Here is a 25,222-nt window from a genome sequence, read left to right as displayed (position 1 = left end):
GCAGGATCCACAAGCCCGGCCCAGCGCCGGGCTTTTCGTATCTGGCTCACTCTCTGCTATGGTGCTGCCATCTGATCGCAGGAAGCATCGAAGCATGACCCTATGGAAAACCCTGGCAATCGCCACCATGATATCGGCGAGCACGCCGGCCGTGTCAGGTGATGGCGCCAATCCTATTGCGGCAGGAATATTTATCATAATTTCCTTGCCGACCATTTTGATTGGAGCAACCACCTCTCTCACGACTGAGCCGCCAGAGGCCTTCAAATCGGCAAAATCCGATGCCCTAGCGTTCATCGGCTCAGACGGCGAGATTCGTGGTGCGGAATTTGAGCAGGCTTCGCGGCACTATCGCTTGACCTATGCCTCCCCGCTCATGTCAGACATGCAACTGGCCCAGGCAATCGCAACGGCTTATTGACTGCAAATTCACGCTTTTTTCACTGCGCGCCGAGCATGATCAAGCTCTATCAGACATTAAGCCCGTTGATCCCCATCGCGGGCTTTTCTTTGCCTGCGATTTGATGGGACCTCCCGCTGCTCTATTTCCATATCCCTGCATCCCGCCTCAAGACCTGCTGTAGATCCATTGATCGGTCCAACCCTACCCCCGCCCCTTGAGCCCCTCCTTCTCTCCGGCCTGCACTCGCCTGGCCTCCTCCTTGATTTCTCCCACAAGCGCAGCAATGGCTCGACCTCCGCTCAGCTTGGCTGTTGATATTCCTGTCACTGTCAGTATCTCAAAATCTGTGTCAGGGGCTTTTAACTCAACTGTCATAGATCCATCAGGAGTGATCGTGCATTTGCACGTCATTGGGCGGAAAGCGACTTCCATTACATGTCGCAGATCAAGGTGAGAAAGCATGGTGACGTCCTTATCCCAGGTTTTGGTTCAGCACGAAGCTTAGTCGGGGCTTGAGGGTTTTCCATGCACCCCGGGCTGATTTGCGATCAATCTGCGCGCGCCTGGACTTTTCCTACATCCATCTTGCCGTTCGTCCGACTTGCATATACTGTATATTCATACAGCAACCAAGGAGGTTTCATTATGGCAAAGCAGAAGTCCCAGGCAGTAAAGCAACCGTCGTCTTACGAATTGCTGGGTGCGCGAATCCAGGCGGCCATCAATACGCCCAAGGCGCAGGCGGCAAAGTCCGCATTGCTTGAGCGTTCGGCCAATGACGACCCTGCCGACTGGGACCGCATCCTTGATGAGATCGGCGAAAACGAGAACGTGACAATTGCCCATCGCGATGACGGCGCCGTGCAGTTGTTCTGGATCGTGCCAAAGGATGATTGAGCCAAGCCCTCTTCTTGCCCGCCGGTGTGCGGGCTTTTTTTGGCCCTATCGAAAATATATGACCGGAGGTATTGACCTGATGATAATACCGGCGGTATTGTTCACCCATCGAGACGGCACAGCCACTCGACAGGGCCTCAAGAGACCCGCCGCTCTTTAGCGACACACCTTGCCGGATCGACACCGGCCCAGATTAAAAGGCAGCGATGAACCGGCCTCAACGGTTCAGAGGGGTGGCAACTGCCCCGGGCGTGCAGCGTAAAGCGCCGAGACCAGTTATCCAGCGGGAGAACAAGCCGAAAGGCCCGCGGCTGGAGTGACATTTGAATCAAGCCAGCGACCGACGCCAGTAGCGGGTCGCGGTGCAAGACCAGATTTTCTCGATGACCTTCACCAGAGGGTCATCCGGAAAACCAACCGAGGATCACCCCATGCAAACTTTCCGCATCCCTACCCCTGCTGAAATGGCTGCAAAGAAAGCCGGCGCCGCCCAGGTGCAGCCTGCTAAGTCTCAGGAAGACACCAAGCCGGTCTTCAAGGGCTACACCAACTGCCCGGACAAGATGGCCGTGTACCACCTTCCGAAAGGGCTGTGATCGACGTTGGCTTCACTCATGCGCCTGGATCGGGCGCATCGGGAAACCACACAGGAGTCACGGCATGAAGCTCTATACACGACACGATGGACTGCTTGCACTCAAGAAAGAGCGCATCGAGGCATGCAGAGCGGCTGGAGTAACCGTTCTTGGTTTCGGCGAGCATCTGCCGAAGGATGGAATCCTGATCGCCGACACAAGGCCTCGCGGCTTTGTTGGCGGCCGAGGGCCAGATGACCCGGCGGCAACGATGTTGTACGTCGGCGGTGTGTTCAAGCCTGAAAAGACCTACTACTTCGAGAGCTTTGAGCGTGCGCTGAAAAAGGCTCAGAAGCTGGCAGCCTGAACCATCCTCCTGCACATTCGATGAGTGTGCAGCGGGATGACAACAGGAGGTGTGACGATGGAAAGCTACAAACGGTATTCGGTCGCCAAGGCCGAGAAAAAGCGCGCATCTGATTGGCTCGGCAACAAAGAAAAAATCGACTCGCAGAGCCATAAGCCCTACTCGCTGACGAGTATGAAGTTCTCGGTCCAGTACGCCGGGCAGGCATACGCCGGGGCAACCAACTACCACGACTCGCCAGCTGAATTTAACGCGGCAATGGCTGAGGTCATCAAGCGCAACTTTGCCGCGCTCTCTGCTGACGCATTGGCTCTGCTGGCCGCCAAAGAGCGCGCCGCATTGGTCGCCTGCAAGGGTGATCTGGAAGCGGTTCAAGCTCAAATCGTAGCTGCTGAATGTGAGGCGGATACCACCATCTGACACGCCGTCGGCATTCGCAAGAGTGCCCATCGGTGGTGTGACTTGGAGTTTGCCTCGGCGGATCAGGGGCGCTCTGCGTGCGGAGTGCAGTCGATCAGGTAGCGCTGCCGAAGTCGACGTAGGTCTTTTGGGTTCGAATCCCTGCCAAGTCATACCACCGATGCGGACGAGTACACACCGCGAAAGCGGCCCCCTGCATCTGCAACACCGCGCCCCGGGCCCGATACCTTGGAACGCTTACCGCTGACCGGGCTGTATCGGGGTGTGAACTGAATGCGCAGGCGATGCGCTAAGCGTGACGGGTGACCGGGTTCCTAGGCCGGGTGACCGAAGCGTGACCATGTAGCTCAGCTGGTAGAGCGGCCTCGCAAAAGGCGCGCCGGGGGTTCGATTCCCTCCATGGATGCCGGTATCGCACCCGGCCAGTTCACACCCCGATGCAGCCCTGCATCACCCCATAACCGCACCATAACCAACCCATAACGACCGCATCGGCGGGCACCAGGTCTGCGCTATAGCTGCGCAGATGGCTAGTCGCCTGTACTGGTGTCCGGCCAATGCGGTCACGAGGATCAAGCATGACGCAGATCAAATACACCGGCGACGGCAAGAAGGTCGCCGTAATCGGCAAGCTGAATGCCGAGCAGGCCATCGTTCAGGAGATTTTCGTAAGTGCCGGGCAGGAAATCCCGAGCGGCGAAAACTTCGTGGTGAAAAGCCTGCACGATGCCCCGGCCATCTCTTGGAAAGAGAACGACCTCAAAAAACAAGAGGAGCGATATGAGCGAGAAACAAAAAGACTCAAGGACGATCTTGAATCCCAATCTCGCCGCCTGGGTATCGCCAAGGAGAAGGCAAAGTCCCATGCCGACGCCCTGATGGCATTTGCAAACAAAGCCGAAGCTCCGCAGTTGGACATTCTTAAAAAGTTCCTGTCCGGCGAAATCACGCACCTCTACAAGGCCGGCTACAGCCCTGAGATTTTCGAGTGGGCAGACGACCTCAAGTCATTCGATACCGATAACGACTCATGGAATCGCCGAGTCAAGGTTGACGGGATGAAGCTTGTTTCGCTGTTCGGCTACTCGGACGGCAATCTCGCCTACCGACTTCACACCTATCGCGACGGCAGTGGCGGGAGCGCCGAGATTCTTCCTGCTACCAGCTACGAACAGGCCCTTGGGTGGGCGCAAGCCGACTTCAACAAGCAGTGCGCTGAATATCTGGCAGGCACCAACCGAGGCCTAAGCCTCGAAACCTGGAAAAAGATTGAGGGCATCGTGACGCCTCCGGAGGTGGTGGAAAAGTACGAGGCCGAGAAGACCAAAAGCAAGCGCGAGCGAATTGAAAAGCTGCGTGTCGAGCTTGAAAAGCTTGAATCAGAACTCCCCGCCCCGCCCACCGAATAGCCGCCCCGGAGGCGACCATGAACGCAGCTACCAAAATCGTGCCGCTGACCGGGCGGCCTGTTATCCCCTGCTCGCCCGCTGAGCAGGTGTGGATCGAAAACGCCGCCGACCAGTTGTTGATGGGCGCCGACGTGCAGTTTCAACGCTTCGCCAAGCCGGCACAGGGCATCACACAGGAGCGCTTCCACATCGCCCTGGATGAACTGCTGATGGAGCGCCTTGGACGCAAAGAGGCCAGCCAGTCAGCGCTGGGCAAGATCTTCCACGGCGTGCTGATCGGCAATATGTCTCTGGCCCGCGAGGGTCTTACCGAGGCGCTGGAGCTTGAAGACCCGAAGCAGGCTGCGCTGGATCAGGCAGAGGGCCTATTACGGCCCCTGGCACGCGACGGCTTGATTGCTCAGCGTGAGGATTCGCTGTGAGCCCTCACATCCTCCTCGACAAAGCGCTTGAGGCGCTGGGCGACTACGGCTGCCCGGACCCAATCGGCCAGGACGTACTTGAACTGATCACCACCTTCTTTCTGGATGAGGTGATCAGCCGCGATGAGTTCAACCATTACTGTGAGCGCCACTTGAAGGCGATTCGCCAAAGACCAGTTCGGAGGGTGGCATGAGCACTTCCCTGTATCCAACACTGATCGACGATCAAATTGCCGAGGCGGAGCAGGCCCTGCCCTCTGACCGGATCCTGCTGGTGTTCAAGGGTTCAACCATGCAGGCGGCGCAGCAAGCCGCTGCCGATGGTTTCATTGAGAACCCCGCCGCTTGGAGCTGCCGCGCCTGCATCTGCGGCGAGTGGACGGTCGGCTATGAGGTGCGAGCGTGACCCGCTACCAAGCCGCCAAGCGGCTGTACATATGGCGCGGCTCTGCCTTGGTTCTTGCAATCTCAACAGCCTGGATGCTGCTCAGCGCCTACGCCGGCTGCATTACTCAGTAACCCCTGTATTCCACTCGCAGCGCCCCGGTGACGGCATGGCGCAAGGAGCAATCATGTCTGCAGCTCAGCAAATCATCACGGTCGACGACATCGGCGCCGACAACGCGCCGGCCATCTACGTTGCCGGCGGCCTGCGCCGCTTCATCGACGCCACCAAGGCGCAGGTCGAGAGCGAAGTGCCAGACCTGACCACCCGCAAAGGCCGCGAGCGCATCGCCAGCCTGGCAGCCCAAGTGAGCCGCTCCAAAACGGCGGTCGAAAAGCCGGGCCGCGATTACCTCAAGCGCCTCAAGGAAATGCCCAAGGTCGTCGAGGGTGAGCTGCGCGAGTTCGTGCAGGAAATGGATGCGCTGCGTGACCAGGTGCGGCAGCCGCTGAATGAGTGGGAAGCCGCTGATGTGGCGCGGCGCGACCGCCACACCGACCGTATCGACTGGTTGCGCAATCGCGATGACGAGCTGGTCACACTGTCCGTTGCTGACATCAAGGCGCGCATTACTGAGGCTGAAAGCGTCGAGCTTGGCCCTCAATGGGAAGAGTTCGAAGCAGAAGCGGCCCGCGAGAAAGACAAGGTGCTGACCACTTTGCGCGCCGGGCTGATCAAGCGAGAAGAGTACGACGCTCAGCAGGCTGAATCGGCACGACTGCGTGCCGAAGCCGAAGCCCGAGAGAAAGCCGACCGAGAGGCAGCCATTGCCCGCGAAGCCGCCGAGCGCGCAACCAAGGAAGCCGAATTGAAGGCCGAGCGCGAGCGTCAGGCAGAGGCTCAGCGGGTGAGCGACGAGAAAGCCGCAGCCAAGTGCCGGGAATTTGAGCTGAAACTTCAAGCTGAACAGGCCGAGCGCCAAGCCGCCCAGTCCGAAGCCAATCGGATCGCCGCCGAGCAGCGGGCCGAGCAAGAGCGTGTTGCCGCATTGAAGCGTGCCGAGCAAGCCGCCGAGCAGGCCCGGATTGATGAGCGCCGGCGCGCCGATGCAGCCGCAGCAGAAATCGTCCGGCAGCAAGAGCTGCGCGAGGCAGACAAGGCACACAAAGCCAAGATCAACCGCGCCGCCCTGGATGCGTTCATCGCCGGCGGCATGCCCGAGGCTTGCGCCAAGCAAGCGGTCACCCTGATCGCCCAGCGCAAGATCCCCAATATCAACATTCAGTACTGAGGCCTGCCATGAGTACAGCAATCATCTTGCCGGAGGAGCGCCGCACCGCGGTTTCAATAGCGCCGGCCCAGGCCGACTCAAGCATTCTGGCCGTAATCAGCCGGGTCGCCGCCGACCCGAACTGCGACACCGAAAAGATGGAGCGGCTGCTGATCATGCACGAACGCATGCAGGCCAAGGCTGCAGAGCAGGCATTCAACGCTGCCATGGCGCAGATGCAGTGCGAGATTCCGACCGTCTACGAAGGCGCAGTCAACCTGCACACCAAGAACAGCTACGCCACGTTGGACGACATCAATCACACGCTCAAGCCAATCATGCGGCGCCACGGCTTCGCAGTGACCTTCAAGGTTGATCAGGCGGCGGCAGGCATCAACGTGACAGGCATCCTGATGCACAGTGCCGGGCACCGCGAGCAGACCACGATGTTTCTGCCGCTGGACAAGGGCCCTGGCCGAAATGACGTGCAGGCCGTTGGATCATCAACCACTTATGGCAAGCGATACGTGATGTGCGCGCTGCTGAACATCACAACTGGCGAAGTTCGTGATGATGACGGTGCCGGGGCGACAAACGACGGCAACCTCCGCGAGCAAGTTGTCATCGACATCCTTGAGCGGGTCAGCGAGGCGAAGGACAAGGACGAGCTTTCAGAGGTATGGAAGGCTGCCGTATCGGTCTTGCGCGCCGCCGGCGACACCGCCGGTTATGAGCGGGTCAAGGCAGTGGTAGCGGCCAAGGGCAAAGAAGTCGAGGTGACAGCATGATCATCGTCAACTGCACCCAGGGCTCGCCTGAATGGCTGCAAGGTCGCGCCGGCGTCATCACAGCCAGCATGTTCAGCACTGCTCGCTCCCGGGTGAATGGCCTGAATGCCCAGCAGAAGAAGTACGTCGACGCCATGCTGGCCGGCATGGGCGAATCCAAAGCGATGGATCTGGCCGGCTACAAGGCCGGGCCGAAGGCAGAGGTCGTGCAGCGGGCCTTGGACGGCGAGACGGTTGGCGAGCCATCCAACGCCGCCCTCACCTACGCCTTCGAGCTTGCAGTCGAGCGGATCGGCGGTGCCCCTCTTGATGGCGGTTTCGAGACTTGGCAGATGCGCCGAGGCCATGAGCTTGAGCCTGAGGCGCGCATGGAGCACGAAATCCAGACAGGCCTCATCGTCCAGCAGGTCGGCCTTGTAAAAACCGATGACGGGGCTTTCGGCGCAAGCGCTGACGGATTTATCAACGATGACGGCGGCGCCGAGTACAAGTGCTTCCTGGCCCCGGACAAGCTGCGCTCATTCCACATCGACAACGATGCCAGCGACGTGATTGACCAGGTGCAGGGCTGCATGTGGATCACAGGCCGCAAGTGGTGGCACATCGGGATGTACTGCCCGCTGCTGAAACCAGTCGGCCGGCAACTCTGGCTGCGCGAATTCAAGCGCGACGACGACTATATCGAGAAGCTCGAAGCCGACCTTTGGCAGTTCAAGCTGCTGGTAGACGGGTACGAGAAGAAGCTCAGGAGCAAGGCAGCATGACAAGCAACGACATCATCGCCGCAAGCGAGCGGCAAGCACAGATAGAGGCGGCCAAGGTCGCCTTTTTCAATCGTGGCGGGCGCGTAAAGATCGGCCCGGGCGTTCCGGATCGGCCTGTGCCGGCGCCGCGTAGTGCGTGGGTCGACCCTGAAACGGTCCTCAAGCGTAGACGCCGCCTGCCTACACCGGCTGAGCGGGCGGTATTGCGGCGGATGGCGGATTCGCTATGAGCAAGGTCCGCAAGCCCTGCAACCGACGCGCACAGATCGACCGCGCCCGCCGGGCCCTGGTGCGCACCAACCATGCAGCGGTTGCCAACGTCGAGCCGCCTGACATTCAGATCATGGTCAACTGGAAGACCTGCAAGCAGATCTGCAGCCGGCCGGTGGCGGATGCGCTGTGCGACCTGGCCCATCGCTGGACCGTTTACATCGCTGTGTTCTGCCAAGAGCCCAGCGGCGCCCAGTACAGCAAGGGCGCCGAATTCACTACGGCCGGCATGCACCTGGTGGCCAACCTCGAACAGCTCATGATCGAGAAGCACGCCGAACTGTGTGCATCTGCGAACCCCAAGCATGTGATCGGCTCCGGATGGCTGGCCATTCCCGACCAGACGACCCTGAGCGAAGCCCAGGCCAACGCTGTGTTCTCAGCCATGGGCGTCTGGCGGCGGGCCAAAGCGGCATGAGGCGCATCAGTACAAAAGTCCGAACCCGGCGCCGCGCCGAACAATTCCACCTCCCTTCCTCTGGTATCAAACATGACTCCAATCTGGCGTTTCCTGACCCAGCCGGCCGGCATGACGGCGCAGCAACTGGCCGACTCGACTGGCCTGCCTATCAAGACCGTGCGGGCCGATCTGATCGAACTTGAAGCACAGGGCAAGGCGTCACGGGAACGTGGCGCAGTGGGCACCTCACACCGCTGGTGGCGTGTCGAGAAGCGCCCGCTCGACGGCCTGGATGTGCTTCTGATCATGGCCCTTGCCGCCGAGATTCACCCGTCGGCCGACAAGCTCAAGGAAGTGCTGGCCAGTGTCGGCATGCGCGCCAAGCACTCAGGCATCAAGAAGATCGTCGCCATGTGCGCCTTGAGCAAGCAACCCCATGTGATCGTGCGCACCGCGGTGCAGGAGTACGACGCTGAAATGCTTGAAGCGCTGAGGGCGGCGTGATGGCCATGACTCAGAAGGAGCGCGACCAGCGCCGGCAAAACAAGGCTGACAGGCTGCAGGAGGAAGAATTGAGGCTCAGGGTCAGGCCGGGCACCAAGCAGGCTCTGATCGAGCTGATGCAGTGGGCTGGCATCGAGGAGCAAGGCGAGGCACTGACGCTGATGATTCACCATCTGCATGCGCTGGGGCCGGGCGGCGCACTGCCGTTACTTGAAGTGCCGCGCCACGAAATAACCGTGTCGCCAGTTGTGGCGCGGAAGCTTGAGCTGGCCTATCAGCGAGAGCGGATCAAGGCTTTTTCGCCGGAGGAAGCTGAGGGCTGAATCGTGCGGAAGGCTCTCTGACTGGGGGCTGCTCAGCAAACCCAATTAGCGCAACTGACGTGTAATAAGCGGGTTCGTCTACGGTGTTGGAGGACTCAGTCCCCACATGAAGCAGAACACCGTCGTGAGACTGAATAAAATGGTTGATATCCCAATCCATAGACAGCCCGAGGTTCTGACCGCAAAAGACACATCCGCCTTGCCAATCGGAGCTCAGCTTTATCGTGTGTTTTACCTTTCCTAGATCCATAACGCCTCCTTTCACCCGGCCCAATGCCGGCCACCATCTATAGCCCACCCACAACCAATTTGCCACCACTGCTCAGCGGAGGGCGGCGCCTGCCTGGAGATTCATATGAAGGAACAAGAGCGCATCGACCTGTCTGCTCGAGTAGCAGAGGATCTGGCCCAGCACCAATACACCCAGTTGGTGAACGAGAATGGCGTCGAAGCATGGCGCTGCGCACGGCCCGGCTCAAGCATCTACGGCTTTGACATCTGCGTCACCCGTTTCGGCATGAGTGTGATGGGCGACATCGGCTCGCTAGTATTCGGTGTCGGGTCAAGCTACGGCATCAACTTCCTGCGCCACAACAGCGACGGTTACCTGCATGGGAAACTGGACGGCGACTGCAAACGGAAGGTGATCGATTTCGACAGCATTCGGGAGACGGTCTGCAGTTGTATTGTGGGTCGGGTCGACGAAGAGTTTGACGCTGACCAGGTACCTGAGTGGATAACCGCCATTCCAAATGGCGCCACGCTAAAGCAGGCCGAGCAACTGGTCGAATGGTTGCGCGAGCGCGCTGCCGACGATGACGAACGACTGCCATTTAGTGATCTGGCCGACGTTATCGAAGAAGTCGAAAGCTTCGCAGATGGGCGGGACGCAGAGCTGGTGCTGGCCTACGACTTCCTCCAAAACAACGAGGAGCTAATCGGCGGCAGCGACCTCTGGGAGACCCAAATCAGCAAGCCATGCCCGAACCTGATGGCTCGTCTGTTCTATGTGCGGCATGCCGCCAACGCGATTATGGCCATCAAAGAGCAATCCGCCGCAGCCTGACCCCACGCAGCCCTTCAGCTATCTTTCCGAAAAATACGTGTCAATCTTCTCGTGGGCTAAAGCTTTTGCGGCATTGAGAGCATCGCTCTCGCTGTCCCAACCTTGGATCGACGCTCCAATCTTTTCCTCACCTTGCGACAGTGCTGCGTACACGTCAAACCGAGGAACAGCATTTGAAGGGCTTAGAAAGTACGTAATGTGAACTTTTACGCTTCGATATATGAAGTCTTCTCTTTTGCGTTCCATGCTAATCATGCTCATCGTTGGTCCTGCCCTATGCCAGCCATCACTTATAACTCACCTACAACCAATCTGTCACCACGCACCAGTCTCAGTTCTTAAGCAATACTAAAACACCGTCCTCGAAGCTATGCTGATCGTACTCTCTTAAGCGATTTAGCACCGATACTCCACCCGCACTTACAGCGATACCTATCGCTGCAGCTACTGCGGCCGGCCCAATAGCAGCCGCAGGCGCAACGGAAAGCCCTGCCGCCGCCAATCCGGAGACCACTGATACTTTGGTGTCATTCATTTTGGTGGCAACAATGGCGGCGGCAACTGCGGCGGCGATGCAGCCTATCGCCAAGGCCCAGGCCACGGTTCCTGCAGCACGGATTCGAAAAGTTTTTTTCGCTAGGTCTCCTTCGACTTCTATGAAATCAGCACCTTCGTCCAGCGCTGCAGCCAGCTCCTCTTCTGTAAAAACCTTTCTGCGCTTCATGAGACTTCCCTGAGGTGATGAGAAATTGTGATTCAGCATCATTGTATGGCACTACGCCTTTAACCTGAAACTGGCTAAACCTTCCGTAATTCGGTTGAGCTAGCTGCACGCATCCAAATATCACCACCCCACTAATCACGCCAGCCCGGCACTGCCGAAGGCTGCCTGGAGCTTTTATGTTCAAGAAAAAGTTTGACCAGCAAGGCACCTTCGCTGCGCTCTATGCGGCCCAGAAGTGGCTGACCGCAAACGGTTATAGCTACAGCTCAACCTGCGCGATGCATCCGGTCGCAATTCTCAAGGGTGATTACCTGATCGCAAAGTGGCGGAATCTTACCGAGAAAGAAATTCAGGCTTTGGATGGCCGCATGGATGGCGATTTTCGCGATGGTCCGGTCTGGGTTGTGCTTGATCAGACGCCGATGCGGGAGGCCACATGACCACAGCAATCGACCTGTTCGCCGGCCTCGGCGGATGGAGCACCGGCGCGCGCGCCGCAGGCGTCCAGGTCCTCTGGGCCGCGAATCACTCACCGGCCGCAGTTGAATGGCACGCAGCCAACCACCCCGACACCCAGCACATCTGCCAGGACCTGCACCAGGCGCAATGGGAGAAAGTGCCGGCTCACGACCTGCTGCTGGCATCGCCATGCTGCCAAGGCCATTCGAAGGCTCGCGGCAAAGCCTCGGGCAACCCGCAGCATGACTCAAGCCGGTCCACGGTCTGGGCGGTTGTGTCAGCTCTGGAGTTTCACAGGCCGCAAGCGGCGCTTGTCGAGAACGTACCCGAGTTCACTGATTGGGCGCTCTATCCGGCCTGGCTGGCCGCAGTGCAGGCGCTTGGCTACCAGGCTGCGCCGCACGTCGTGGACTGTGCCGACCTGGGCGTGCCACAGCACCGCGTTCGCCTGTTCATAGTGCTGACCCGCAGTCGGGCGCCTTTGATGCTTGAGCTGCACAAGCGCCAGCATGTGCCGGCCTCAACCTTCCTGGACTTCAACGCCGGCCGCTGGTCACCCATCGTGCGAGAGGGCCGAGCGCCAGCCACGTTGCTGCGTGTCGAGAATGGCCGAAAGCGTTTCGGCGGCCAATTCATCATGCCCTATTACGGGAAGGGCTCAGGCCTCACCGGGCGCTGCACTGAGCGCCCTATCGGCACGATCACCACCCTGGATCGCTGGGCCCTGGTACGCGGCGACGAGATGCGAATGCTCAGCGCCAGTGAAGCCCTGGCCGCCCAGACCTTCCCTCTCGACACCCTGCGACCTGACAACCACCGACTCACGATGCACATGGCAGGCAATGCGGTACCGCCGCTGGCTGGCAAGCTAATTATTGAAGCGTTGCAAGCTGTCGCTTGACACCCAAAGCCTAACCTCTGGTCCTGCTCAAATCGGCGTCAGGCCCTATGAGGCAGACCGCTCAGCATTAAGCCGAGAGAGCTCGGTAGGGTCCTCGTGGGTTTGCGCCTGGGCGAACTGACAAGCCGCCTGAACAGCATCAGCAAGATCTTCATGTTTGAACAGGACATCAAGACCAGTACATGAGATTGCGCCTAATGCCGGAACAACAGTCTTGTAATGGATTTCCGCAACCCATAGCCCGTTGTCTTGAGTGATCTCCAAGATGTAATGAACATTGCCGTTAGCCACCAGTGTAGGTATACGCATTTTTCTGCCCCTCCTCAGGGCTTCTCGATTTCAGAGTGCAGACTACCTCACCCCGCACACCCTATTTCTTCGACCTTTCCCATTCGGCTCAGCGTCTCATTTTAATCGCGGCACGAAGCGACTAATACCAACGAAACAATAATCTCTCCCCTCTATTGATGCTGCCCGTTGGGCGGCGAGGATGAAGTCATGCTGACAGAAAGTAAACTGGCGGAATTAAAAGCCGAAATCGTGAAATATTCGGTTGGCAGTCCACAAATTGAGTTGATCCAGTCTGCGGAAGTGGTTCGCGATGAAAACGGTTTCTTCCAACACCCTGACCTGCCCGACTTTGACGAGGGCGATGGTGACCGCTGCAAGGCCTGGATCGATGAGCAGGGCTTGCAGGTGAAGATGATCTCGCTTGAATACCACAGCGATGAATCGATCTCTGAACGCTACTTCGAAGCAGGCGGCCCGGATTGCAGTTACTGGGAGCCTGATCGCCCTGATGGCGACGACTGGTTCTGCCTGGCCATTCACGACACGGATGATGGTCCGGTGTGCTGGTGGGCACACCGGGTGGTGACGCTATGAGCGCTTTCGAAGTTGTTAGCAGTGGCGACCGCCGTAGCCTGATTGAGCGCTTCAACCGGAAATCCAAGCAGCAGGCGATCAGTGAGCTGGTCGACATCCACCTGACGCACTGCACACGCATTGAGAGGCTGGAGGCTGAGATTGAAGCCCGGCGTAAGGATGCCGAGCGGTATAGGTGGCTGAGCAAGCGCGAACGCTGGGCAAGTGTTGGTGCAGACTTTGGCGCAGGGGGCGTGTACCGGCAGCATCGAGTCTGCTGGCACACCGGAGACAACTGGCCGCAGGTAGAGGCTCAGTCCATGGACGAGGCAATCGACGCGGCCATGGTCCAGGCGGTGCCGACATGAGGCGCTACATCGCGGTAATCCACGGCTGGCATGTCAGCAGCAAAGGCTTCAACGTCCATGAACTAAAGGCCGACACCCTCGAAAATGCAGAGAAAGAGGCCTGCTGGCTTAAAGAGCAGCGCGACCGGCCCTTTGATCGCTGTGCTTACGTTGTGATCGAGATCGAACCAGAAGAGCGCCTGGCACGCCGGCTGACATGGCGAGAACGGCTCACCGGGCGGGCTTGAACACTACAGGCCGGCTTCATCTACCAAACGCTTGCCCAGCTCACGGCCGGCAGACTGGGCATACATACGGTCAATGTAGGTCTGCTCGGGCTCAACGGCAGGAATGACCACCTCGTCACGCCCGCGCCTAACCTCGACTTTGATTTGCCACACCTCGCGGCCTTCCTCGTCCTTTTCGCACGTCATGTAATTCCAGAGCCTGAAGCCCTTGTACTCATCGTAGATGTTGTGCTGCGGCATTGTCTGGCCCTCGTGATTGGCCGCGATCCTAACACCCTCTCCACTCCATCCTTACTGAAACGCCAAGACATTCGGACCGGCGCGAAGGAGCACTTATGCCAAAGTTAACCCTAGAAGAATGGGCAACCGACCAGTTCCGTACGCCACCGAGCGCGAGCACTTTACGGGCCTGGATCAAAGACGGCCGCATTCATCCGCGCCCAGTGAAACACGGTCGCCGGTGGTACGTCGAAGCAGTCGCGTCCTATGTCGAACCTGACCCACAGGAGCGCATTCCCTTGGGCGGAAGCCTGATAAGCCGAATAGCGAGAGCACGCAATGGTTCCAAGGCCGCGTAAGGCAGGGTCGAAAGACCTGCCGCCCAACCTGTACCGCAAGACCGACAAGCGCAACGGGAAGACGTACTACACGTACCGCGACCCGTTGACCGGTCGCATGTTCGGCTTGGGCCAGGACAAAGAGGCTGCGATCCGCGAGGCCATCGAGGCGAACTTTGCGGAGGTACTGAAGCCAAGTCTGTCCAGTCGAGTCGCCGCCCCTGAAAAGGCGGCAGAGCGAACATTTTCTGAATGGCTGGTCGAGTACAAAGTCATTTATGCCGACAAAGGCCTCAGCCACCACACTATGCATAGCTTCAAGAGCAGGATAAAGCGGCTTGAGGATGCTTTCGGCCCCAAAGAAATGCGCAGCATTCGGACAATGGATGTCGCCGGCTTCCTTAACGCGATCACCAAGGAAGGCAAAGCGCAGATGTCAAAAGCACTTCGCTCTTTGCTTGGGGATGTATTCACCGAGGCCATTGCTGTGGGCTGGTGCGAAACCAATCCTGTTGATGCAACAAAGGCTGCGAGAGCGAAGGTAAAGCGTGAACGCTTGAGCCTGGAGCAATGGAAAGCAATTTATGAGGCGGCTGAAAGGCCATGGTTGAAGCGCGCCATGGAGCTGGCTTTGCTCACTGGGCAACGTCGGGATGATATTCGCTCTATGCTATTCAAGGATGAGCGAGATGGCTTCTTGCATGTTATCCAGTCCAAGACGGGAGCGCGAATCCGGATCAGCACCGCCTTGCGCCTTGATGCACTCGATTTGGATCTTGCGACAGTTATCAAGCGATGCCGTGATCGAGTCCTGTCACAGCACATGGTTCACCACCCGAAGACTTTCGCCACGGTCAAAGCAGGCGATCCAATTAAACTTGATACGTTATCGTCTGCGTTCTCTGAGGCTCGAGATAAGGCTGCAACTATGCCGGGTATCAACTTCGGTGAAAGCCCGCCAACTTTTCATGAGATGCGCTCTCTTGCTGCACGACTTCATGCTGCCGAAGGGCGTGACGCACAGAAACTCCTGGGCCATCGTAGCGCAGCCATGACAGAGCTTTATAAGGACGGGCGCGGCACTGGATGGATCGACGTAGCGTTGTGAGTTTTGGAGCAGTATTGGGGGAGTTTTGGGGAGGCCTTCTACGCCCTTATAAATCAATGGCTTAGTCCCATTATGGTGTTATGGCCACCGACACGCCCATGATCCTGGATCGTACCCTGCATATCGGCGACCGGCGCCTGACCATCTATCACTGGATATTGCCGTTTCGCGACTCACTGGGGGACGTCCAGGGCATCATCGGCGGCTGGATCGACATCAGCGAACGGCGCCAGCTGATCGACGAACTCCAGGCCGCCAAGGAGCAGGCAGACAATGCCAACCGGGCCAAAAGCACGTTCCTGGCCACCATGAGCCATGAGATTCGCACACCGATGAACGCAGTGATCGGCATGCTGGAACTGGCCCTGAAACGGGCGGATCAGGGGCACCTGGACCGACCGGCCATTGAAGTCGCCTACAGCTCGGCCAGCGACCTGCTGGAGCTGATCGGGGACATCCTCGACATTGCCCGCATCGAATCCGGGCATCTGGCCCTGACCCCGGAACGCGCCAACCTGCGGCCACTGATCGAGTCGGTGGTACGGGTCTTCGACGGCCTGGCGCGGCAGAAGAACCTTGACCTGCAGTTGCACCTCGACGCACGCCTGGACACCGATGTACTCATCGACCCGCTGCGTTTCAAGCAGGTGGTCTCCAACCTGATCAGCAATGCCATCAAGTTCACCCCGGCCGGCCATGTGCGCATCGACCTGCGCGCAGGTCCCGGAACCAGCGCCGGGCAACGGCGCCTGACCCTGACGGTGTGCGACAGTGGCATCGGTATTGCCGCTGCAGACCTGCAGCGGCTGTTCACCCCCTTTGCCCAGGCCGACAACTCCGGGCAGATGGCCCGCAGCGGTGCCGGCCTGGGGCTGGTGATCTGTCGGCACCTGTGCCAGATGATGGGCGGCAGCCTGACCCTGGACAGTCAACCCGGCCTGGGCACCTGTGCAACGCTGGTCATGGACCTGACGCTGCTCAATGCACCACAACGCCAGGCCACGCAAGCCCGAACGATTGCCCCGCCCAGCACGAGCCTGTATGTCCTGGTGGTCGACGACCATCCGGCCAATCGCCTGCTGCTCAGCCAGCAACTGGGCTTTCTCGGTCATCGCAGCGAAGTTGCCGAGCAGGGCGAACAAGGCCTGCAGGCATGGCTTGCGCACGATTTCGACCTGGTCATGGTCGATTGCAACATGCCGGTGATGAACGGCTACGAACTGACCCGCGCCATCCGCGCGCGCGAGGCCGCCGGGCAGCACGCACCCTGTGTCATCTGGGGCTTTACCGCCAATGCGCTGCCAGAGGAAGTGCAGCGTTGCCGGGACGCCGGCATGGACAACTGCCTGTTCAAACCGATCGGCCTGACAGCGCTGAGCGAACACCTGGCCGCACTCAGAGCCCTGCGCACCGATGGCCGCACCCGATTGCCCTTCAACCCCGACAGCCTTCGTCAACTGACGGGGGCCAACACCGAAATGACCCGGCGACTGCTTGCCCAGTTACTGTCCAGCAACCGGCAGGACCGCCAGGCCCTGGCGCAGCTGATGGCCGATGGCAATTACCAGGCACTGGGTGAAATGGCCCATCGCATCAAGGGCGCGGCGCGTATCATTACCGCCACCGAGGTAGTCAACGCTTGCGAAGCGCTGGAACAGCACTGCAGCACGCATGCACCGCCGGAAAAAATGGCGATTTGCCAGCAAGCACTGGACGCCGCCATGCTTACGCTCGACAAGGCACTGGACGAGCAACTGAGTAATCTATGACGCCTGGTCATCACTTAACTGTTAGACTGCGCGCCGTATTTACCCAAGAGGATTTTTTCATGGCTACTAACCGTTCCCGTCGTCTGCGCAAGAAGCTGTGTGTAGATGAGTTCCAGGAGTTGGGTTTCGAGCTCAATCTGGAATTCAAGGAAGACCTGGCCGATGAAGACATCGATGCCTTCCTCGATGCGTTCCTCGATGAAGCCATGGAGGCCAACGGCCTCGATTATGTTGGCGGCGATGACTACGGTCTGGTCTGCCTGGCCGAGCGTGGTTCGGCCACCGAAGAGCAGCGTGCGATCGTCGAAGCATGGCTCAAGGCCCGCAGTGAAGTGACCAAGGTCGAGGTCAGCCCGCTGATCGACGCCTGGTACCCGGAAAAGCCGATCAATTCGGCTGTCTGAGTACCTGTCGGGGCGCCTGACAGCGTCCAGCCAGAAAGCCACTCCTTGAGAGTGGCTTTTTTGTGCCTGGGGTTTACCCCATACCGGGCAGACAGATAAGAATCCTCAAGCGATCACACCGATTCATGCACGCCATCAATGCAGGAAAATACTGGCTTTTTATAAAGCACAAGAATTGTCCTACATAATTAACAGCCATAAAAATCCCTCTACAACGCACTTGCGATGCCGCACGGCCCGTCGGCTTGGGGCATAATGCCGCTCTGTCACGGCGCGTCCAGTTCATTATTTCTGCGCCTTCATGTCATCGAGGGCGTTCATCTTGCCCTCTTCTGGTTTTTCATCTTTGTTGCAAGGTTTTTAATTGATGATCAGACTTCTACGTCCTCTGTTGTTCGTCACGCTATTGGCGCCTGTCACGCTTCAGGCCCAGGCAGCCACAATCAACACCACGCTGCCGCCCAAGGTCCAGCAGGCCCTCAAGGCCAGCAAGCTGACCGATGATGCCCTGTCACTGGTCATGCTGCCGCTCAACGGCCAGGGCACGCCGACCGTGTTCAACGCCGATGTCTCGGTCAACCCGGCCTCGACCATGAAACTGGTCACCACCTATGCGGCGCTGGAAATCCTGGGCCCGACCCATCAATGGAAAACCGAATTCTTCACCGACGGCACCTTGAGCAACGGCGTGCTGCGGGGCAACCTGTACCTCAAGGGCGGCGGTGATCCCAAACTGAACATGGAAAAACTCTGGTTGCTGATGCGTGACCTGCGCGCCAATGGCGTGCAGCAGGTCACCGGCGATCTGGTGCTGGACCGCAGCCATTTCGTGCAACCGGTGCTGCCGGCGTTCAACGACGATGGCAACGACGACAACAAGCCGTTCCTGGTACGGCCGGACTCGCTCCTGGTCAACCTCAAGGCCTTGCGCTTTGTCACACGCAACGATGATGGGCGCGTACTGGTCACGGTAGAGCCGCCCATCGCCAGCATCCGCATCGACAATCAGGTCAAGGCCAGTGCCGCCAAGCAATGCGGCGATGATGTGCGCTACAACCCGGTCGCCCAGGCCGACGGCAGCATGACCGTCGTGGTCAGCGGCCAACTGGCCAAGGGCTGCAACTCGCAAACCTACCTGTCGCTGCTGGATCACCCGACCTACGCAGCCGGTGCCGTGCGCGCCATCTGGCAGGAACTGGGCGGCAGCATCCAGGGCGGTGACCGGGTCGCCAGCGTCCCGTCCGGCGCCAGGCTGCTGGCCCGCACGTTTTCCCCGGATCTGGTTGAAGTCATCCGCGACATCAACAAGTACAGCAACAACACCATGGCCCAGCAGCTGTTCCTGAGCCTGGGCCAGGAGTTTCGCACCACCGCCGATGGCGACGACGCCAAGGCGGCGCAACGGGTCATCCGTCAGTGGCTGGCCAAAAAAGGCATTACTGCACCGCACCTGGTGATGGAGAACGGTTCGGGCCTGTCACGCGCCGAACGGGTCAGTGCCCGGGAAATGGCCATTCTGCTGCAAGCGGCCTGGCGCAGCCCGTATGCGGCCGAATTCACCAGCTCAATGCCGCTGGCCGGCATGGACGGCACCATGCGCAAGCGCCTCAAGCGCACGCCGCTACTGGGCGAGGCGCATATCAAGACCGGGACCCTCAACACGGTACGCGCCATTGCCGGCTACAGCCGTGACAGCAATGGCAACACCTGGGCGGTAGTGGCCATTCTTAACGACCCACGCCCTTTTGGCGCCTCATCGGTGCTCGACGAGGTATTGGTCGAACTGTATCGCCAGCCCAAGCTGAACAACGACACGCTGTCGATCGCTCAACCGCAGCTGTAGCCGCTGTAAACGCTCAAGGGTGCTCAAGCTCGGGCTCGACCCGATCACGCCCCGCCTGCTTGGCCGCATAGACACCCGAGTCGGCACGCAACAGCAAGGCATCGGCGCCCTCCCCAGGGCGCCAGCTGGCGATGCCGAAGCTGGCCGTCACCTGGCCGATCCGGTCGATGGGCTGGCTGCGCAGGCGCTGCCACAGGCTGATCGCCAGCGTCCAGGCCTGTTCGCCATCGATGCCAGGGCACAGAATGATGAACTCCTCACCGCCCAGGCGGCAGAATACATCTTCGCTGCGCAGACGCTGAGCGAGCGTGCGCGACACGCCCTGCAGCACAGCATCGCCCACAGCATGGCCGTGCTGGTCGTTGATGCGCTTGAAGTTGTCGATGTCGAGCATGATCACCGACAACCCGCTGCCATAACGCTCGTTCCGGCGCAGCTCGACCTGCAGGCGCTCCTGGAAATAACGGCGGTTGTAGGCACCGGTGAGCACATCGGTGATCGACAGGGCCCGCAGTTCATCCTGCACCCGCTTCATGTCGGTAACGTCACTCAAGAAGCCGTGCCAGAGAATGCTGCCATCCGGCAGGCGTTCCGGCGTCGCCTCGCCGCGCACCCAGCGCATGCCACGCTCGGGCAACTCGATACGATACTCCTCGCGCCACGGCTTGAACTGATCGCTGCTTTCGCGCATTCCGCGCATCATTCGGGCACGGTCTTCGACATGGGTACGCTCCAGCACGTTATTGATATCCGCCACGATCTGCGCCTCGGTTAGCTCATAGAGCTCACACATGCCGACACTGATGTAATTGAAGCGCGCCTGGCCACTGGTCAGGCGCTGGAGCTGATAGATCCCGCCAGGCACCTGAGAGCCCAGCCGCTCCAGCAGCCGGTCCCGCGCCGCCAGGGCTTCATGGACGCGCTTGCGCTCGGTGATGTCCAGGCACACGGCCAGATAGCCGATCCACTGATCCTGATCGTCGCGCACCGCCGTGATCAGCATGTTGACCGCCAGGGTGCTGCCATCACGGCGACGGAATATCCATTCCCGGGCCGGATGACTGCCCAGTTCGGTGGCCTCGATCAGCATGGCCTGCTCCAGTGGGACAGGTCGCTGATAGTGCTCGCTCAGTTGCCGGGCGTGCTCAGCCAGCTCGCCGGGGTCGTGCAGGTCCTTGAGCATGAACTTGCCTACTACCTCGGCTTCGCTGTATTCGAGCATCTTGCGGGCGCCGACGTTGAAGGTGCTGATCACCCCGTTCAGGTCAGTGGCAATGATCGCCACCTCGGTGGCAGCATCGAGCACGTTGCGCAACTGGCCGTGGGTGATGCGCAATTGCTGCTCGCGCAGGCGCAACTGGCCGGTGCGCTGGTCAACCAGCAGCAAGGCGCGCTGGCGCTGGCCGATCAGGCTGTAGAGCAGCGCGCTGAGCATCACACTCAGCAGGCCACCCAGCACAATCACACTGCCGGCCATGGACTGATTGCTTTGCAGAAAAGCCTCGGTGGGCCGCACTTCCAGCAGATAATCGCGGTCGGCCAGGTTCAGCAAGGTGCTGACCCGCAAGTCGCCAGCGGCGGCCTGTACGGTCGACTGATACAGCAACTGGGGTTCGGCGGGTGAGCCCAGGTCGAGCATCGTGACCGACAGGTTGTCCTGGGTCGGCAGGCCTTCGCTCATCAACTCGCCCAGGCTGATGACCGCCATCACATAACCTTGTAGCAGCGCGTTCCCGTCCCCCTCGCCGCTCCGGTTATTGAACACCGGGGCCACCAGCAACACACCATGGGCGTACTCCTGCTCCAGGCCCACCAGTTCGATACGCGGGGTGGCGGCAATCGAACCGAGCATTCGCGCACGCTCCAGTGTCTCGCGGCGCACGGCTTCCGAGTTGATGTCCCAGCCCAGTGGCAGCGGCAAGCGGCTCAGCGACTGGGTGAACAACACCGGGTAATACTCCTCGTGCGTGCCGGCGACCCTCATTTTTCCATCAGGACCCTTTTCCTGAATGGCGTAGTCAGGCATGCCTTCGGCGCGAGCCGCAGCCTCGAACGCCGGGCGCTCGGCATCGCTGACCCGTGGGCTCCAGGAATAGGCGCGTGTCCCCTCCAGCAACGGTGCGGCAAAACCATTGTAATCGGCACGGGTGACGTTGTCGGAATACACGAAATAGCGGCGCAGGCTATCAAGCCGGCTCAATTGACTGTCCAGGCGTTCCTGGATGCGGATGAAGCGTTCGCTGGCCAGCAAATCGAAACGCTGGCGCAACTGGCGCTGGTACAGCTCGTAATTGGTCAAGGCCAACATGGCCGTCAGCGCCAGTCCGGCCATCAGTGCAAGCAGGGCAACCAGCCACGCCGATGCCTGCTCGTTGATAAAACCGAGGATCCGGGGTCTGGGTTGTTTCGCAGCCATACTCAAAACTCATGACGCCAACGAGGATAGAGCGTCAAGCTGGCCGTGCGTCTGTTATAGCCATTCGCCATTAATTTGCCTAGCCCATGAAAGCCATAACTTGGACAAATCGAGCAATCTTCAATGATTTCAAAGAGATTGCCAGAGCATCCTGCTCTTTGGTATCGCAGTGTGACGCATTCGCGCAGCCACAGCCTCCGTTCAAGACCGATCGGTCCTGAACGGAGCCTTCAGGTCTTACGCCGTGCGCACGGTGATTTTCCAGGCACGGTGAATCCGGTCGTTGCGCGAGAAATCAGGGTCCATGGTCTGGCCACTGATTTCCTCGACGACATAGCGTTGGGCGATATGCTCATCAAGTACGAATTTGCGGAAGTTGTTGGAGAAATACAGCACGCCGCCCGGTGCCAGCCGCGCCATGGCGAGGTCGATCAGTTCGACCTGATCGCGCTGCACATCGAACACCCCTTCCATACGCTTGGAGTTGGAAAAGGTCGGTGGGTCGATAAAGATCAACTCGTACTCTTCGCGGCACTCGCGCAACCAGGCCATGACATCGCTCTGCTCCAGGCGGTTTTTCTCGGAAAAACCATTGAGCGACAGGTTGCGGCGTGCCCAGTCCAGGTACGTGCGCGACAGGTCGACGCTGGTGGTGCTGCGCGCCCCGCCCTTGGCCGCATGCACCGTGGCCGTCGCGGTGTAGCAGAACAGGTTGAGGAAGCGCTTGCCGGCCGCTTCTTTCTGGATCCGCATGCGCATGGGGCGATGATCGAGGAACAGGCCGGTGTCGAGGTAGTCGGTCAGGTTCACCAACAGGCGCAAACCGCCCTCGCCCACTTCGATGAACTGGCCCTGGGCGGCCTGGCGCTCGTACTGGCGCGTGCCGCTCTGGCGTTCGCGGCGCTTGACCACCACACGGCTCTTGTCGATGCCCAGAGCCTGGGGAATGGCTGCCAGCGCATCGAACAGCCGCGCCGAAGCCTTGGCCGGGTCGATCGATTTGGGTGCCGCATATTCCTGCACATGCACCCAGTCACCGTACAGATCGACGGCGACGGCATATTCGGGCATGTCGGCATCATAGACGCGGTAGCACTCGATCCCCTCGCGACGCACCCACTTGCCCAGTTGCTTGAGGTTTTTCTGCAGGCGGTTGGCGAACATCTGCCCGCCTTCACTCAGGCGCGCCTGCTCGACCACTGCCGGCTTGCTTTCGTCGCGCACAGGCACCGGCTCTTCAAGTGCTGCCTGACGCTGTTCGGGGCTACGGCGCTCGCCGGTCACGAACTGATCCGGCTGAACCTTGAGCAGCAACAGCTTGCACGGCAAGGCGCCGTTCCAGAATGCATATTGCTTGTGGCTGCGAATGCCCATGCGCTTGCCCAGGTCCGGCGCGCCAGTGAACACCGCCGCCTCCCAGCCCAGACAGGCTTGGCGCAGACGCTCGCCAAGGTTCTGATAGAGGTACAACAGGCTGGCTTCGTCACCCAGGCGCTCGCCGTAGGGCGGGTTGCAGATCACCAGGCCTTTCTGGTTCTGGTCGGTGCGCGGCTCGAAGGTGCCGACTTCGCCCTGATAGACCTTGATCCAGTCACTCAGGCCGGCGCGCTCGATATTGTTGCGCCCCGGCTGGATCAGCCGTGGGTCGGCCTCGTAGCCACGGATCCAGGATGGCGTTTTCGCCAGGCCCGCTTCGGCGCGCGCCAGTGCCTCGTCGTGCAGCTTGCGCCACAGCGCCGGTACATGCCCCAGCCAGGCACTGAAGCCCCAGCGCTCGCGTTTGAGGTTGGGCGCGATGTCGGCGGCGATCATGCCGGCCTCCACCAGAAACGTGCCCACGCCGCACATCGGGTCGGCCAGAGCGCCACCTTCGGCGGCAATGCGCGGCCAGCCGGCGCGAATCAGGATCGCGGCGGCAAGGTTTTCCTTCAACGGCGCAGCGCCCTGCTGCAAGCGGTAGCCGCGCTGGTGCAGGCTGTGCCCGGACAGGTCCAGCGACAGAATCGCCTGGCCCCGGTCCAGGCGCAGGTGCACGCGCAGGTCCGGGTTGATCTTGTCCACCGAAGGGCGCAGGCCATCAGGGGTGCGCAGCTTGTCGACGATCGCGTCCTTGACCTTCAGGGCGCCAAAGTGGGTGTTGTCGATCCCCGAGCCATGGCCGCTGAATTCCACGGCGATGCTGCCGTCCGCCTCCAGATGGTCCTGCCATTCGACATCCAGCACACCGTGATACAGGTCTTCGGCATTGCTCATCGGAAAGCGCTTGAGCACCAGCAGTACGCGGTTGGCCAGGCGTGACCACAGGCACAACCGGTAGGCGGTCTCCATGTCGGCCAGGCCGCGGATGGCCGAGGTGTGCTCCCGGGCCTCTTCCAGGCCCAGCCCGGTGGCTTCCTCGATCAGCAGGCCTTCAAGGCCCTTGGGGCAGGTGAGGTACAGTTCGTAGCGATCGGACATGTGTATTCCAGGGCCTGAGCCGTCAGCGGCGGGCAACGCATTGCCCGACCAGATTCAAGACAGACGCTTTTCAGACAGCGCCTGCGTGGCACGTAACGTGTGCCGGTCCACCGCGATAATCCGAGGTATCGGCGCGGCAGTGTGTAAATGTAACTGAACACAAGGGTACAGATTGCCCAGTGAGCCCGAAGATTTAAGACATATGAAGTCACATCTCGACCCTTCATCGAATTAAAACTGGAAGCATTCAGCCATTATCGCTCCCTGCCAAAAATTTTTGCCTGCAACGCAACTCCTTGCGGCACATGGGTTATTACCTGAATCATCCGTGAAACACATTGCCCCTTAGTACCGATAAGACCTGAATGTGACGTGCTTATGACAAATCGATCATTCACAGCGTGTCGCGCATTGGTTAGAAATCGTCTCAGGCCTTCACCGCAACGGTGATGGCACCTCGCCCGTGACGCCGGCAGCGGGCAGACATGGCAGAAGATTTCTGCCAGACCTCGACATGAGGTCCATGGACATTACAGTCAACAAACGAGGGCAACACCCTATGAGAAGACTTAAGCGTGATCCGTTGGAAAGAGCATTTTTGCGCGGATATCAGTACGGCGTTAGTGGTAAATCCCGTGAGCTTTGCCCATTTACTCTACCGTCGGTGCGTCAGGCATGGATCAATGGTTGGCGTGAAGGACGCGGCGACCAGTGGGACGGTATGACCGGCACTGCGGGAATCCACAGGCTCAACGAACTTCACGCAGTCGGATGAGGTAATCAACTTCCGAGCAGTCCATCAAAGTTTCTGTCTGACCCTTTTAGCATTAGCGTAATCACCGCCTCCACCGGGCGGCGGGCC

At 59.7% G+C, this 25,222-nt stretch carries 33 protein-coding genes, 1 tRNA gene and 1 pseudogene; 29 read left to right on the top strand and 6 right to left on the bottom strand.

Annotated elements, in window-relative coordinates; all coding sequences use genetic code 11:
* Positions 1–94 precede the first annotated feature (94 nt).
* Positions 95–421, top strand: a complete 327-nt coding sequence (locus ASF84_RS09395; protein ID WP_056837518.1) for a DUF2388 domain-containing protein — start codon at positions 95–97, stop codon at positions 419–421.
* 183 nt (positions 422–604) lie between these two features.
* On the opposite strand, the gene ASF84_RS09390 is transcribed toward ASF84_RS09395, so the two are convergent.
* The gene (locus ASF84_RS09390; protein ID WP_056837516.1) at positions 605–865 is read right to left on the bottom strand and encodes a DUF1652 domain-containing protein; all 261 of its coding nucleotides are present in this window, start codon (positions 863–865) and stop codon (positions 605–607) included.
* A 183-nt stretch (positions 866–1,048) separates the two neighbouring features.
* Between ASF84_RS09390 and ASF84_RS09385 the strand changes: the two genes are divergently transcribed.
* The 17 genes from ASF84_RS09385 (at position 1,049) to ASF84_RS09310 (ending at position 10,263) form a co-directional block, all read left to right on the top strand.
* A complete protein-coding gene (locus ASF84_RS09385; RefSeq protein WP_056837513.1) occupies positions 1,049–1,300 on the top strand; it encodes a DUF1654 domain-containing protein in 252 nt (83 codons plus the stop codon).
* 431 nt (positions 1,301–1,731) lie between these two features.
* Positions 1,732–1,896, top strand: a complete 165-nt coding sequence (locus ASF84_RS29040) for a hypothetical protein (protein WP_156684188.1) — start codon at positions 1,732–1,734, stop codon at positions 1,894–1,896.
* Between the two features lie 64 nt (positions 1,897–1,960).
* Complete coding sequence (locus ASF84_RS09380; RefSeq protein WP_056837511.1) at positions 1,961–2,242, top strand: hypothetical protein; 282 nt, start codon at positions 1,961–1,963, stop codon at positions 2,240–2,242.
* 57 nt (positions 2,243–2,299) lie between these two features.
* Positions 2,300–2,662 (top strand): hypothetical protein, encoded by a 363-nt coding sequence (locus tag ASF84_RS09375; protein WP_056837509.1) that lies wholly within the window; start codon positions 2,300–2,302, stop codon positions 2,660–2,662.
* A gap of 336 nt (positions 2,663–2,998) precedes the next feature.
* Positions 2,999–3,068 (top strand) — tRNA-OTHER (locus ASF84_RS09370).
* Between the two features lie 172 nt (positions 3,069–3,240).
* A complete protein-coding gene (locus tag ASF84_RS09365) occupies positions 3,241–4,071 on the top strand; it encodes a hypothetical protein (RefSeq protein WP_056837506.1) in 831 nt (276 codons plus the stop codon).
* A 17-nt stretch (positions 4,072–4,088) separates the two neighbouring features.
* Positions 4,089–4,493, top strand: a complete 405-nt coding sequence (locus ASF84_RS09360) for a hypothetical protein (protein ID WP_056837504.1) — start codon at positions 4,089–4,091, stop codon at positions 4,491–4,493.
* Positions 4,490–4,687, top strand: coding sequence for a hypothetical protein (locus ASF84_RS09355; protein ID WP_056837502.1), 198 nt, complete (start codon positions 4,490–4,492; stop codon positions 4,685–4,687). The genes ASF84_RS09360 and ASF84_RS09355 overlap by 4 nt, the downstream gene beginning before the upstream one ends.
* Entirely contained in the window at positions 4,684–4,899 is a 216-nt protein-coding gene (locus ASF84_RS09350) for a hypothetical protein (protein ID WP_056837499.1), read from the top strand. Before ASF84_RS09355 ends, ASF84_RS09350 begins: the two co-directional genes overlap by 4 nt.
* A 166-nt stretch (positions 4,900–5,065) precedes the next feature.
* On the top strand, positions 5,066–6,169 hold the full coding sequence (locus ASF84_RS09345; RefSeq protein WP_056837497.1) for a hypothetical protein: 1,104 nt from the start codon (positions 5,066–5,068) through the stop codon (positions 6,167–6,169).
* An 8-nt stretch (positions 6,170–6,177) separates the two neighbouring features.
* Positions 6,178–6,936 (top strand): ERF family protein, encoded by a 759-nt coding sequence (locus ASF84_RS09340; RefSeq protein ID WP_056837495.1) that lies wholly within the window; start codon positions 6,178–6,180, stop codon positions 6,934–6,936.
* Positions 6,933–7,700: a lambda exonuclease family protein gene (locus tag ASF84_RS09335; protein ID WP_056837492.1), complete on the top strand. Its 768-nt coding sequence runs from the start codon at positions 6,933–6,935 to the stop codon at positions 7,698–7,700. The genes ASF84_RS09340 and ASF84_RS09335 overlap by 4 nt, the downstream gene beginning before the upstream one ends.
* Complete coding sequence (locus ASF84_RS09330) at positions 7,697–7,930, top strand: hypothetical protein (RefSeq protein ID WP_056837490.1); 234 nt, start codon at positions 7,697–7,699, stop codon at positions 7,928–7,930. The genes ASF84_RS09335 and ASF84_RS09330 overlap by 4 nt, the downstream gene beginning before the upstream one ends.
* Positions 7,927–8,388, top strand: coding sequence for a hypothetical protein (locus ASF84_RS09325; protein WP_056837488.1), 462 nt, complete (start codon positions 7,927–7,929; stop codon positions 8,386–8,388). The genes ASF84_RS09330 and ASF84_RS09325 overlap by 4 nt, the downstream gene beginning before the upstream one ends.
* Positions 8,389–8,460: 72 nt before the next feature.
* Entirely contained in the window at positions 8,461–8,874 is a 414-nt protein-coding gene (locus ASF84_RS09320; RefSeq protein ID WP_056837485.1) for a DUF7740 domain-containing protein, read from the top strand.
* Positions 8,874–9,197 carry a hypothetical protein gene (locus ASF84_RS09315; protein ID WP_056837482.1) on the top strand — a complete coding sequence of 108 codons (324 nt, stop codon included), beginning with the start codon at positions 8,874–8,876 and terminating at the stop codon, positions 9,195–9,197. Before ASF84_RS09320 ends, ASF84_RS09315 begins: the two co-directional genes overlap by 1 nt.
* Before the next feature lie 355 nt (positions 9,198–9,552).
* Positions 9,553–10,263: a hypothetical protein gene (locus ASF84_RS09310; protein WP_056837481.1), complete on the top strand. Its 711-nt coding sequence runs from the start codon at positions 9,553–9,555 to the stop codon at positions 10,261–10,263.
* A gap of 331 nt (positions 10,264–10,594) precedes the next feature.
* Here ASF84_RS09310 and ASF84_RS09300 read toward each other — a convergent pair whose 3' ends face one another.
* Positions 10,595–10,987 (bottom strand): hypothetical protein, encoded by a 393-nt coding sequence (locus ASF84_RS09300; RefSeq protein ID WP_056837477.1) that lies wholly within the window; start codon positions 10,985–10,987, stop codon positions 10,595–10,597.
* 176 nt (positions 10,988–11,163) lie between these two features.
* Here ASF84_RS09300 and ASF84_RS09295 point away from each other — a divergent pair, with 176 nt between their 5' ends.
* Together ASF84_RS09295 and ASF84_RS09290 are read left to right on the top strand one after the other, a co-directional pair.
* Positions 11,164–11,427, top strand: a complete 264-nt coding sequence (locus ASF84_RS09295) for a hypothetical protein (RefSeq protein WP_056837474.1) — start codon at positions 11,164–11,166, stop codon at positions 11,425–11,427.
* A complete protein-coding gene (locus ASF84_RS09290; RefSeq protein ID WP_056837472.1) occupies positions 11,424–12,347 on the top strand; it encodes a DNA cytosine methyltransferase in 924 nt (307 codons plus the stop codon). The genes ASF84_RS09295 and ASF84_RS09290 overlap by 4 nt, the downstream gene beginning before the upstream one ends.
* Positions 12,348–12,392: 45 nt before the next feature.
* Here the strand turns inward: ASF84_RS09290 and ASF84_RS29035 are convergent, their stop codons facing one another.
* Entirely contained in the window at positions 12,393–12,656 is a 264-nt protein-coding gene (locus ASF84_RS29035) for a hypothetical protein (protein WP_156684187.1), read from the bottom strand.
* Positions 12,657–12,845: 189 nt separating this feature from the next.
* On the opposite strand from ASF84_RS29035, the gene ASF84_RS09285 reads away from it, so the two are divergent.
* From ASF84_RS09285 to ASF84_RS09275, 3 genes are read left to right on the top strand one after another with little or no spacing between them, the layout of a single operon-like run.
* Positions 12,846–13,232: a hypothetical protein gene (locus tag ASF84_RS09285; protein ID WP_236709397.1), complete on the top strand. Its 387-nt coding sequence runs from the start codon at positions 12,846–12,848 to the stop codon at positions 13,230–13,232.
* Positions 13,229–13,579 (top strand): hypothetical protein, encoded by a 351-nt coding sequence (locus tag ASF84_RS09280; protein ID WP_056837469.1) that lies wholly within the window; start codon positions 13,229–13,231, stop codon positions 13,577–13,579. Before ASF84_RS09285 ends, ASF84_RS09280 begins: the two co-directional genes overlap by 4 nt.
* Positions 13,576–13,806: a hypothetical protein gene (locus tag ASF84_RS09275; protein ID WP_056837467.1), complete on the top strand. Its 231-nt coding sequence runs from the start codon at positions 13,576–13,578 to the stop codon at positions 13,804–13,806. The genes ASF84_RS09280 and ASF84_RS09275 overlap by 4 nt, the downstream gene beginning before the upstream one ends.
* Before the next feature lie 3 nt (positions 13,807–13,809).
* Here the strand turns inward: ASF84_RS09275 and ASF84_RS09270 are convergent, their stop codons facing one another.
* Positions 13,810–14,046, bottom strand: a complete 237-nt coding sequence (locus ASF84_RS09270; protein WP_056837465.1) for a hypothetical protein — start codon at positions 14,044–14,046, stop codon at positions 13,810–13,812.
* Between the two features lie 95 nt (positions 14,047–14,141).
* Between ASF84_RS09270 and ASF84_RS28440 the strand changes: the two genes are divergently transcribed.
* From ASF84_RS28440 to dacB, 5 genes and pseudogenes are all read left to right on the top strand, one after another.
* On the top strand, positions 14,142–14,384 hold the full coding sequence (locus tag ASF84_RS28440) for an excisionase (protein ID WP_082481468.1): 243 nt from the start codon (positions 14,142–14,144) through the stop codon (positions 14,382–14,384).
* Positions 14,365–15,471, top strand: coding sequence for a phage integrase Arm DNA-binding domain-containing protein (locus ASF84_RS09265; protein WP_056837463.1), 1,107 nt, complete (start codon positions 14,365–14,367; stop codon positions 15,469–15,471). Before ASF84_RS28440 ends, ASF84_RS09265 begins: the two co-directional genes overlap by 20 nt.
* Positions 15,472–15,548: 77 nt before the next feature.
* Positions 15,549–17,240: pseudogene (locus tag ASF84_RS09260) on the top strand (ATP-binding protein); the annotation flags it as partial.
* A 59-nt stretch (positions 17,241–17,299) separates the two neighbouring features.
* Complete coding sequence (locus ASF84_RS09255) at positions 17,300–17,644, top strand: YggL family protein (RefSeq protein ID WP_056837459.1); 345 nt, start codon at positions 17,300–17,302, stop codon at positions 17,642–17,644.
* 367 nt (positions 17,645–18,011) lie between these two features.
* Entirely contained in the window at positions 18,012–19,487 is a 1,476-nt protein-coding gene (gene dacB, locus ASF84_RS09250) for a D-alanyl-D-alanine carboxypeptidase/D-alanyl-D-alanine endopeptidase (protein WP_056837457.1), read from the top strand.
* A 13-nt stretch (positions 19,488–19,500) separates the two neighbouring features.
* On the opposite strand, the gene ASF84_RS09245 is transcribed toward dacB, so the two are convergent.
* Together ASF84_RS09245 and rlmKL are read right to left on the bottom strand one after the other, a co-directional pair.
* Positions 19,501–21,903, bottom strand: a complete 2,403-nt coding sequence (locus ASF84_RS09245; protein ID WP_056837455.1) for a sensor domain-containing diguanylate cyclase — start codon at positions 21,901–21,903, stop codon at positions 19,501–19,503.
* Positions 21,904–22,140: 237 nt separating this feature from the next.
* Complete coding sequence (rlmKL, locus tag ASF84_RS09240; protein WP_056837454.1) at positions 22,141–24,360, bottom strand: bifunctional 23S rRNA (guanine(2069)-N(7))-methyltransferase RlmK/23S rRNA (guanine(2445)-N(2))-methyltransferase RlmL; 2,220 nt, start codon at positions 24,358–24,360, stop codon at positions 22,141–22,143.
* 559 nt (positions 24,361–24,919) lie between these two features.
* Here rlmKL and rmf point away from each other — a divergent pair.
* A complete protein-coding gene (rmf, locus tag ASF84_RS28435; protein ID WP_082481508.1) occupies positions 24,920–25,135 on the top strand; it encodes a ribosome modulation factor in 216 nt (71 codons plus the stop codon).
* The last annotated feature ends 87 nt before the right edge of the window (positions 25,136–25,222 follow it).

This window comes from Pseudomonas sp. Leaf127 (assembly GCF_001423155.1).
GTDB classification, from domain to species: Bacteria; Pseudomonadota; Gammaproteobacteria; order Pseudomonadales; family Pseudomonadaceae; genus Aquipseudomonas; species Aquipseudomonas ovata.
This window is presented reverse-complemented; position numbering and strand designations above follow the sequence as displayed.

Excerpts from the sequence above, each read along its gene's own strand:
- ASF84_RS09320 (WP_056837485.1), top strand. The coding sequence starts at position 8,461 with ATGACTCCAATCTGGCGTTTCCTGACCCAGCCGGCCGGCATGACGGCG.
- ASF84_RS09390 (WP_056837516.1), bottom strand. The coding sequence starts at position 865 with ATGCTTTCTCACCTTGATCTGCGACATGTAATGGAAGTCGCTTTCCGC.
- ASF84_RS09340 (WP_056837495.1), top strand. The coding sequence starts at position 6,178 with ATGAGTACAGCAATCATCTTGCCGGAGGAGCGCCGCACCGCGGTTTCA.
- ASF84_RS09385 (WP_056837513.1), top strand. The coding sequence starts at position 1,049 with ATGGCAAAGCAGAAGTCCCAGGCAGTAAAGCAACCGTCGTCTTACGAA.
- ASF84_RS28440 (WP_082481468.1), top strand. The coding sequence starts at position 14,142 with ATGCCAAAGTTAACCCTAGAAGAATGGGCAACCGACCAGTTCCGTACG.
- ASF84_RS09310 (WP_056837481.1), top strand. The coding sequence starts at position 9,553 with ATGAAGGAACAAGAGCGCATCGACCTGTCTGCTCGAGTAGCAGAGGAT.
- ASF84_RS09255 (WP_056837459.1), top strand. The coding sequence starts at position 17,300 with ATGGCTACTAACCGTTCCCGTCGTCTGCGCAAGAAGCTGTGTGTAGAT.
- ASF84_RS09395 (WP_056837518.1), top strand. The coding sequence starts at position 95 with ATGACCCTATGGAAAACCCTGGCAATCGCCACCATGATATCGGCGAGC.
- ASF84_RS09270 (WP_056837465.1), bottom strand. The coding sequence starts at position 14,046 with ATGCCGCAGCACAACATCTACGATGAGTACAAGGGCTTCAGGCTCTGG.
- ASF84_RS09290 (WP_056837472.1), top strand. The coding sequence starts at position 11,424 with ATGACCACAGCAATCGACCTGTTCGCCGGCCTCGGCGGATGGAGCACC.
- ASF84_RS09345 (WP_056837497.1), top strand. The coding sequence starts at position 5,066 with ATGTCTGCAGCTCAGCAAATCATCACGGTCGACGACATCGGCGCCGAC.
- ASF84_RS09315 (WP_056837482.1), top strand. The coding sequence starts at position 8,874 with ATGGCCATGACTCAGAAGGAGCGCGACCAGCGCCGGCAAAACAAGGCT.
- ASF84_RS09280 (WP_056837469.1), top strand. The coding sequence starts at position 13,229 with ATGAGCGCTTTCGAAGTTGTTAGCAGTGGCGACCGCCGTAGCCTGATT.
- rlmKL (WP_056837454.1), bottom strand. The coding sequence starts at position 24,360 with ATGTCCGATCGCTACGAACTGTACCTCACCTGCCCCAAGGGCCTTGAA.
- ASF84_RS09380 (WP_056837511.1), top strand. The coding sequence starts at position 1,961 with ATGAAGCTCTATACACGACACGATGGACTGCTTGCACTCAAGAAAGAG.
- ASF84_RS09300 (WP_056837477.1), bottom strand. The coding sequence starts at position 10,987 with ATGAAGCGCAGAAAGGTTTTTACAGAAGAGGAGCTGGCTGCAGCGCTG.
- ASF84_RS09350 (WP_056837499.1), top strand. The coding sequence starts at position 4,684 with ATGAGCACTTCCCTGTATCCAACACTGATCGACGATCAAATTGCCGAG.
- dacB (WP_056837457.1), top strand. The coding sequence starts at position 18,012 with ATGATCAGACTTCTACGTCCTCTGTTGTTCGTCACGCTATTGGCGCCT.
- ASF84_RS09295 (WP_056837474.1), top strand. The coding sequence starts at position 11,164 with ATGTTCAAGAAAAAGTTTGACCAGCAAGGCACCTTCGCTGCGCTCTAT.
- ASF84_RS29035 (WP_156684187.1), bottom strand. The coding sequence starts at position 12,656 with ATGCGTATACCTACACTGGTGGCTAACGGCAATGTTCATTACATCTTG.
- ASF84_RS09265 (WP_056837463.1), top strand. The coding sequence starts at position 14,365 with ATGGTTCCAAGGCCGCGTAAGGCAGGGTCGAAAGACCTGCCGCCCAAC.
- ASF84_RS09335 (WP_056837492.1), top strand. The coding sequence starts at position 6,933 with ATGATCATCGTCAACTGCACCCAGGGCTCGCCTGAATGGCTGCAAGGT.
- ASF84_RS09325 (WP_056837488.1), top strand. The coding sequence starts at position 7,927 with ATGAGCAAGGTCCGCAAGCCCTGCAACCGACGCGCACAGATCGACCGC.
- ASF84_RS09360 (WP_056837504.1), top strand. The coding sequence starts at position 4,089 with ATGAACGCAGCTACCAAAATCGTGCCGCTGACCGGGCGGCCTGTTATC.
- ASF84_RS09275 (WP_056837467.1), top strand. The coding sequence starts at position 13,576 with ATGAGGCGCTACATCGCGGTAATCCACGGCTGGCATGTCAGCAGCAAA.
- ASF84_RS09285 (WP_236709397.1), top strand. The coding sequence starts at position 12,846 with ATGCTGACAGAAAGTAAACTGGCGGAATTAAAAGCCGAAATCGTGAAA.
- ASF84_RS09365 (WP_056837506.1), top strand. The coding sequence starts at position 3,241 with ATGACGCAGATCAAATACACCGGCGACGGCAAGAAGGTCGCCGTAATC.
- ASF84_RS29040 (WP_156684188.1), top strand. The coding sequence starts at position 1,732 with ATGCAAACTTTCCGCATCCCTACCCCTGCTGAAATGGCTGCAAAGAAA.
- rmf (WP_082481508.1), top strand. The coding sequence starts at position 24,920 with ATGAGAAGACTTAAGCGTGATCCGTTGGAAAGAGCATTTTTGCGCGGA.
- ASF84_RS09375 (WP_056837509.1), top strand. The coding sequence starts at position 2,300 with ATGGAAAGCTACAAACGGTATTCGGTCGCCAAGGCCGAGAAAAAGCGC.
- ASF84_RS09245 (WP_056837455.1), bottom strand. The coding sequence starts at position 21,903 with ATGGCTGCGAAACAACCCAGACCCCGGATCCTCGGTTTTATCAACGAG.
- ASF84_RS09330 (WP_056837490.1), top strand. The coding sequence starts at position 7,697 with ATGACAAGCAACGACATCATCGCCGCAAGCGAGCGGCAAGCACAGATA.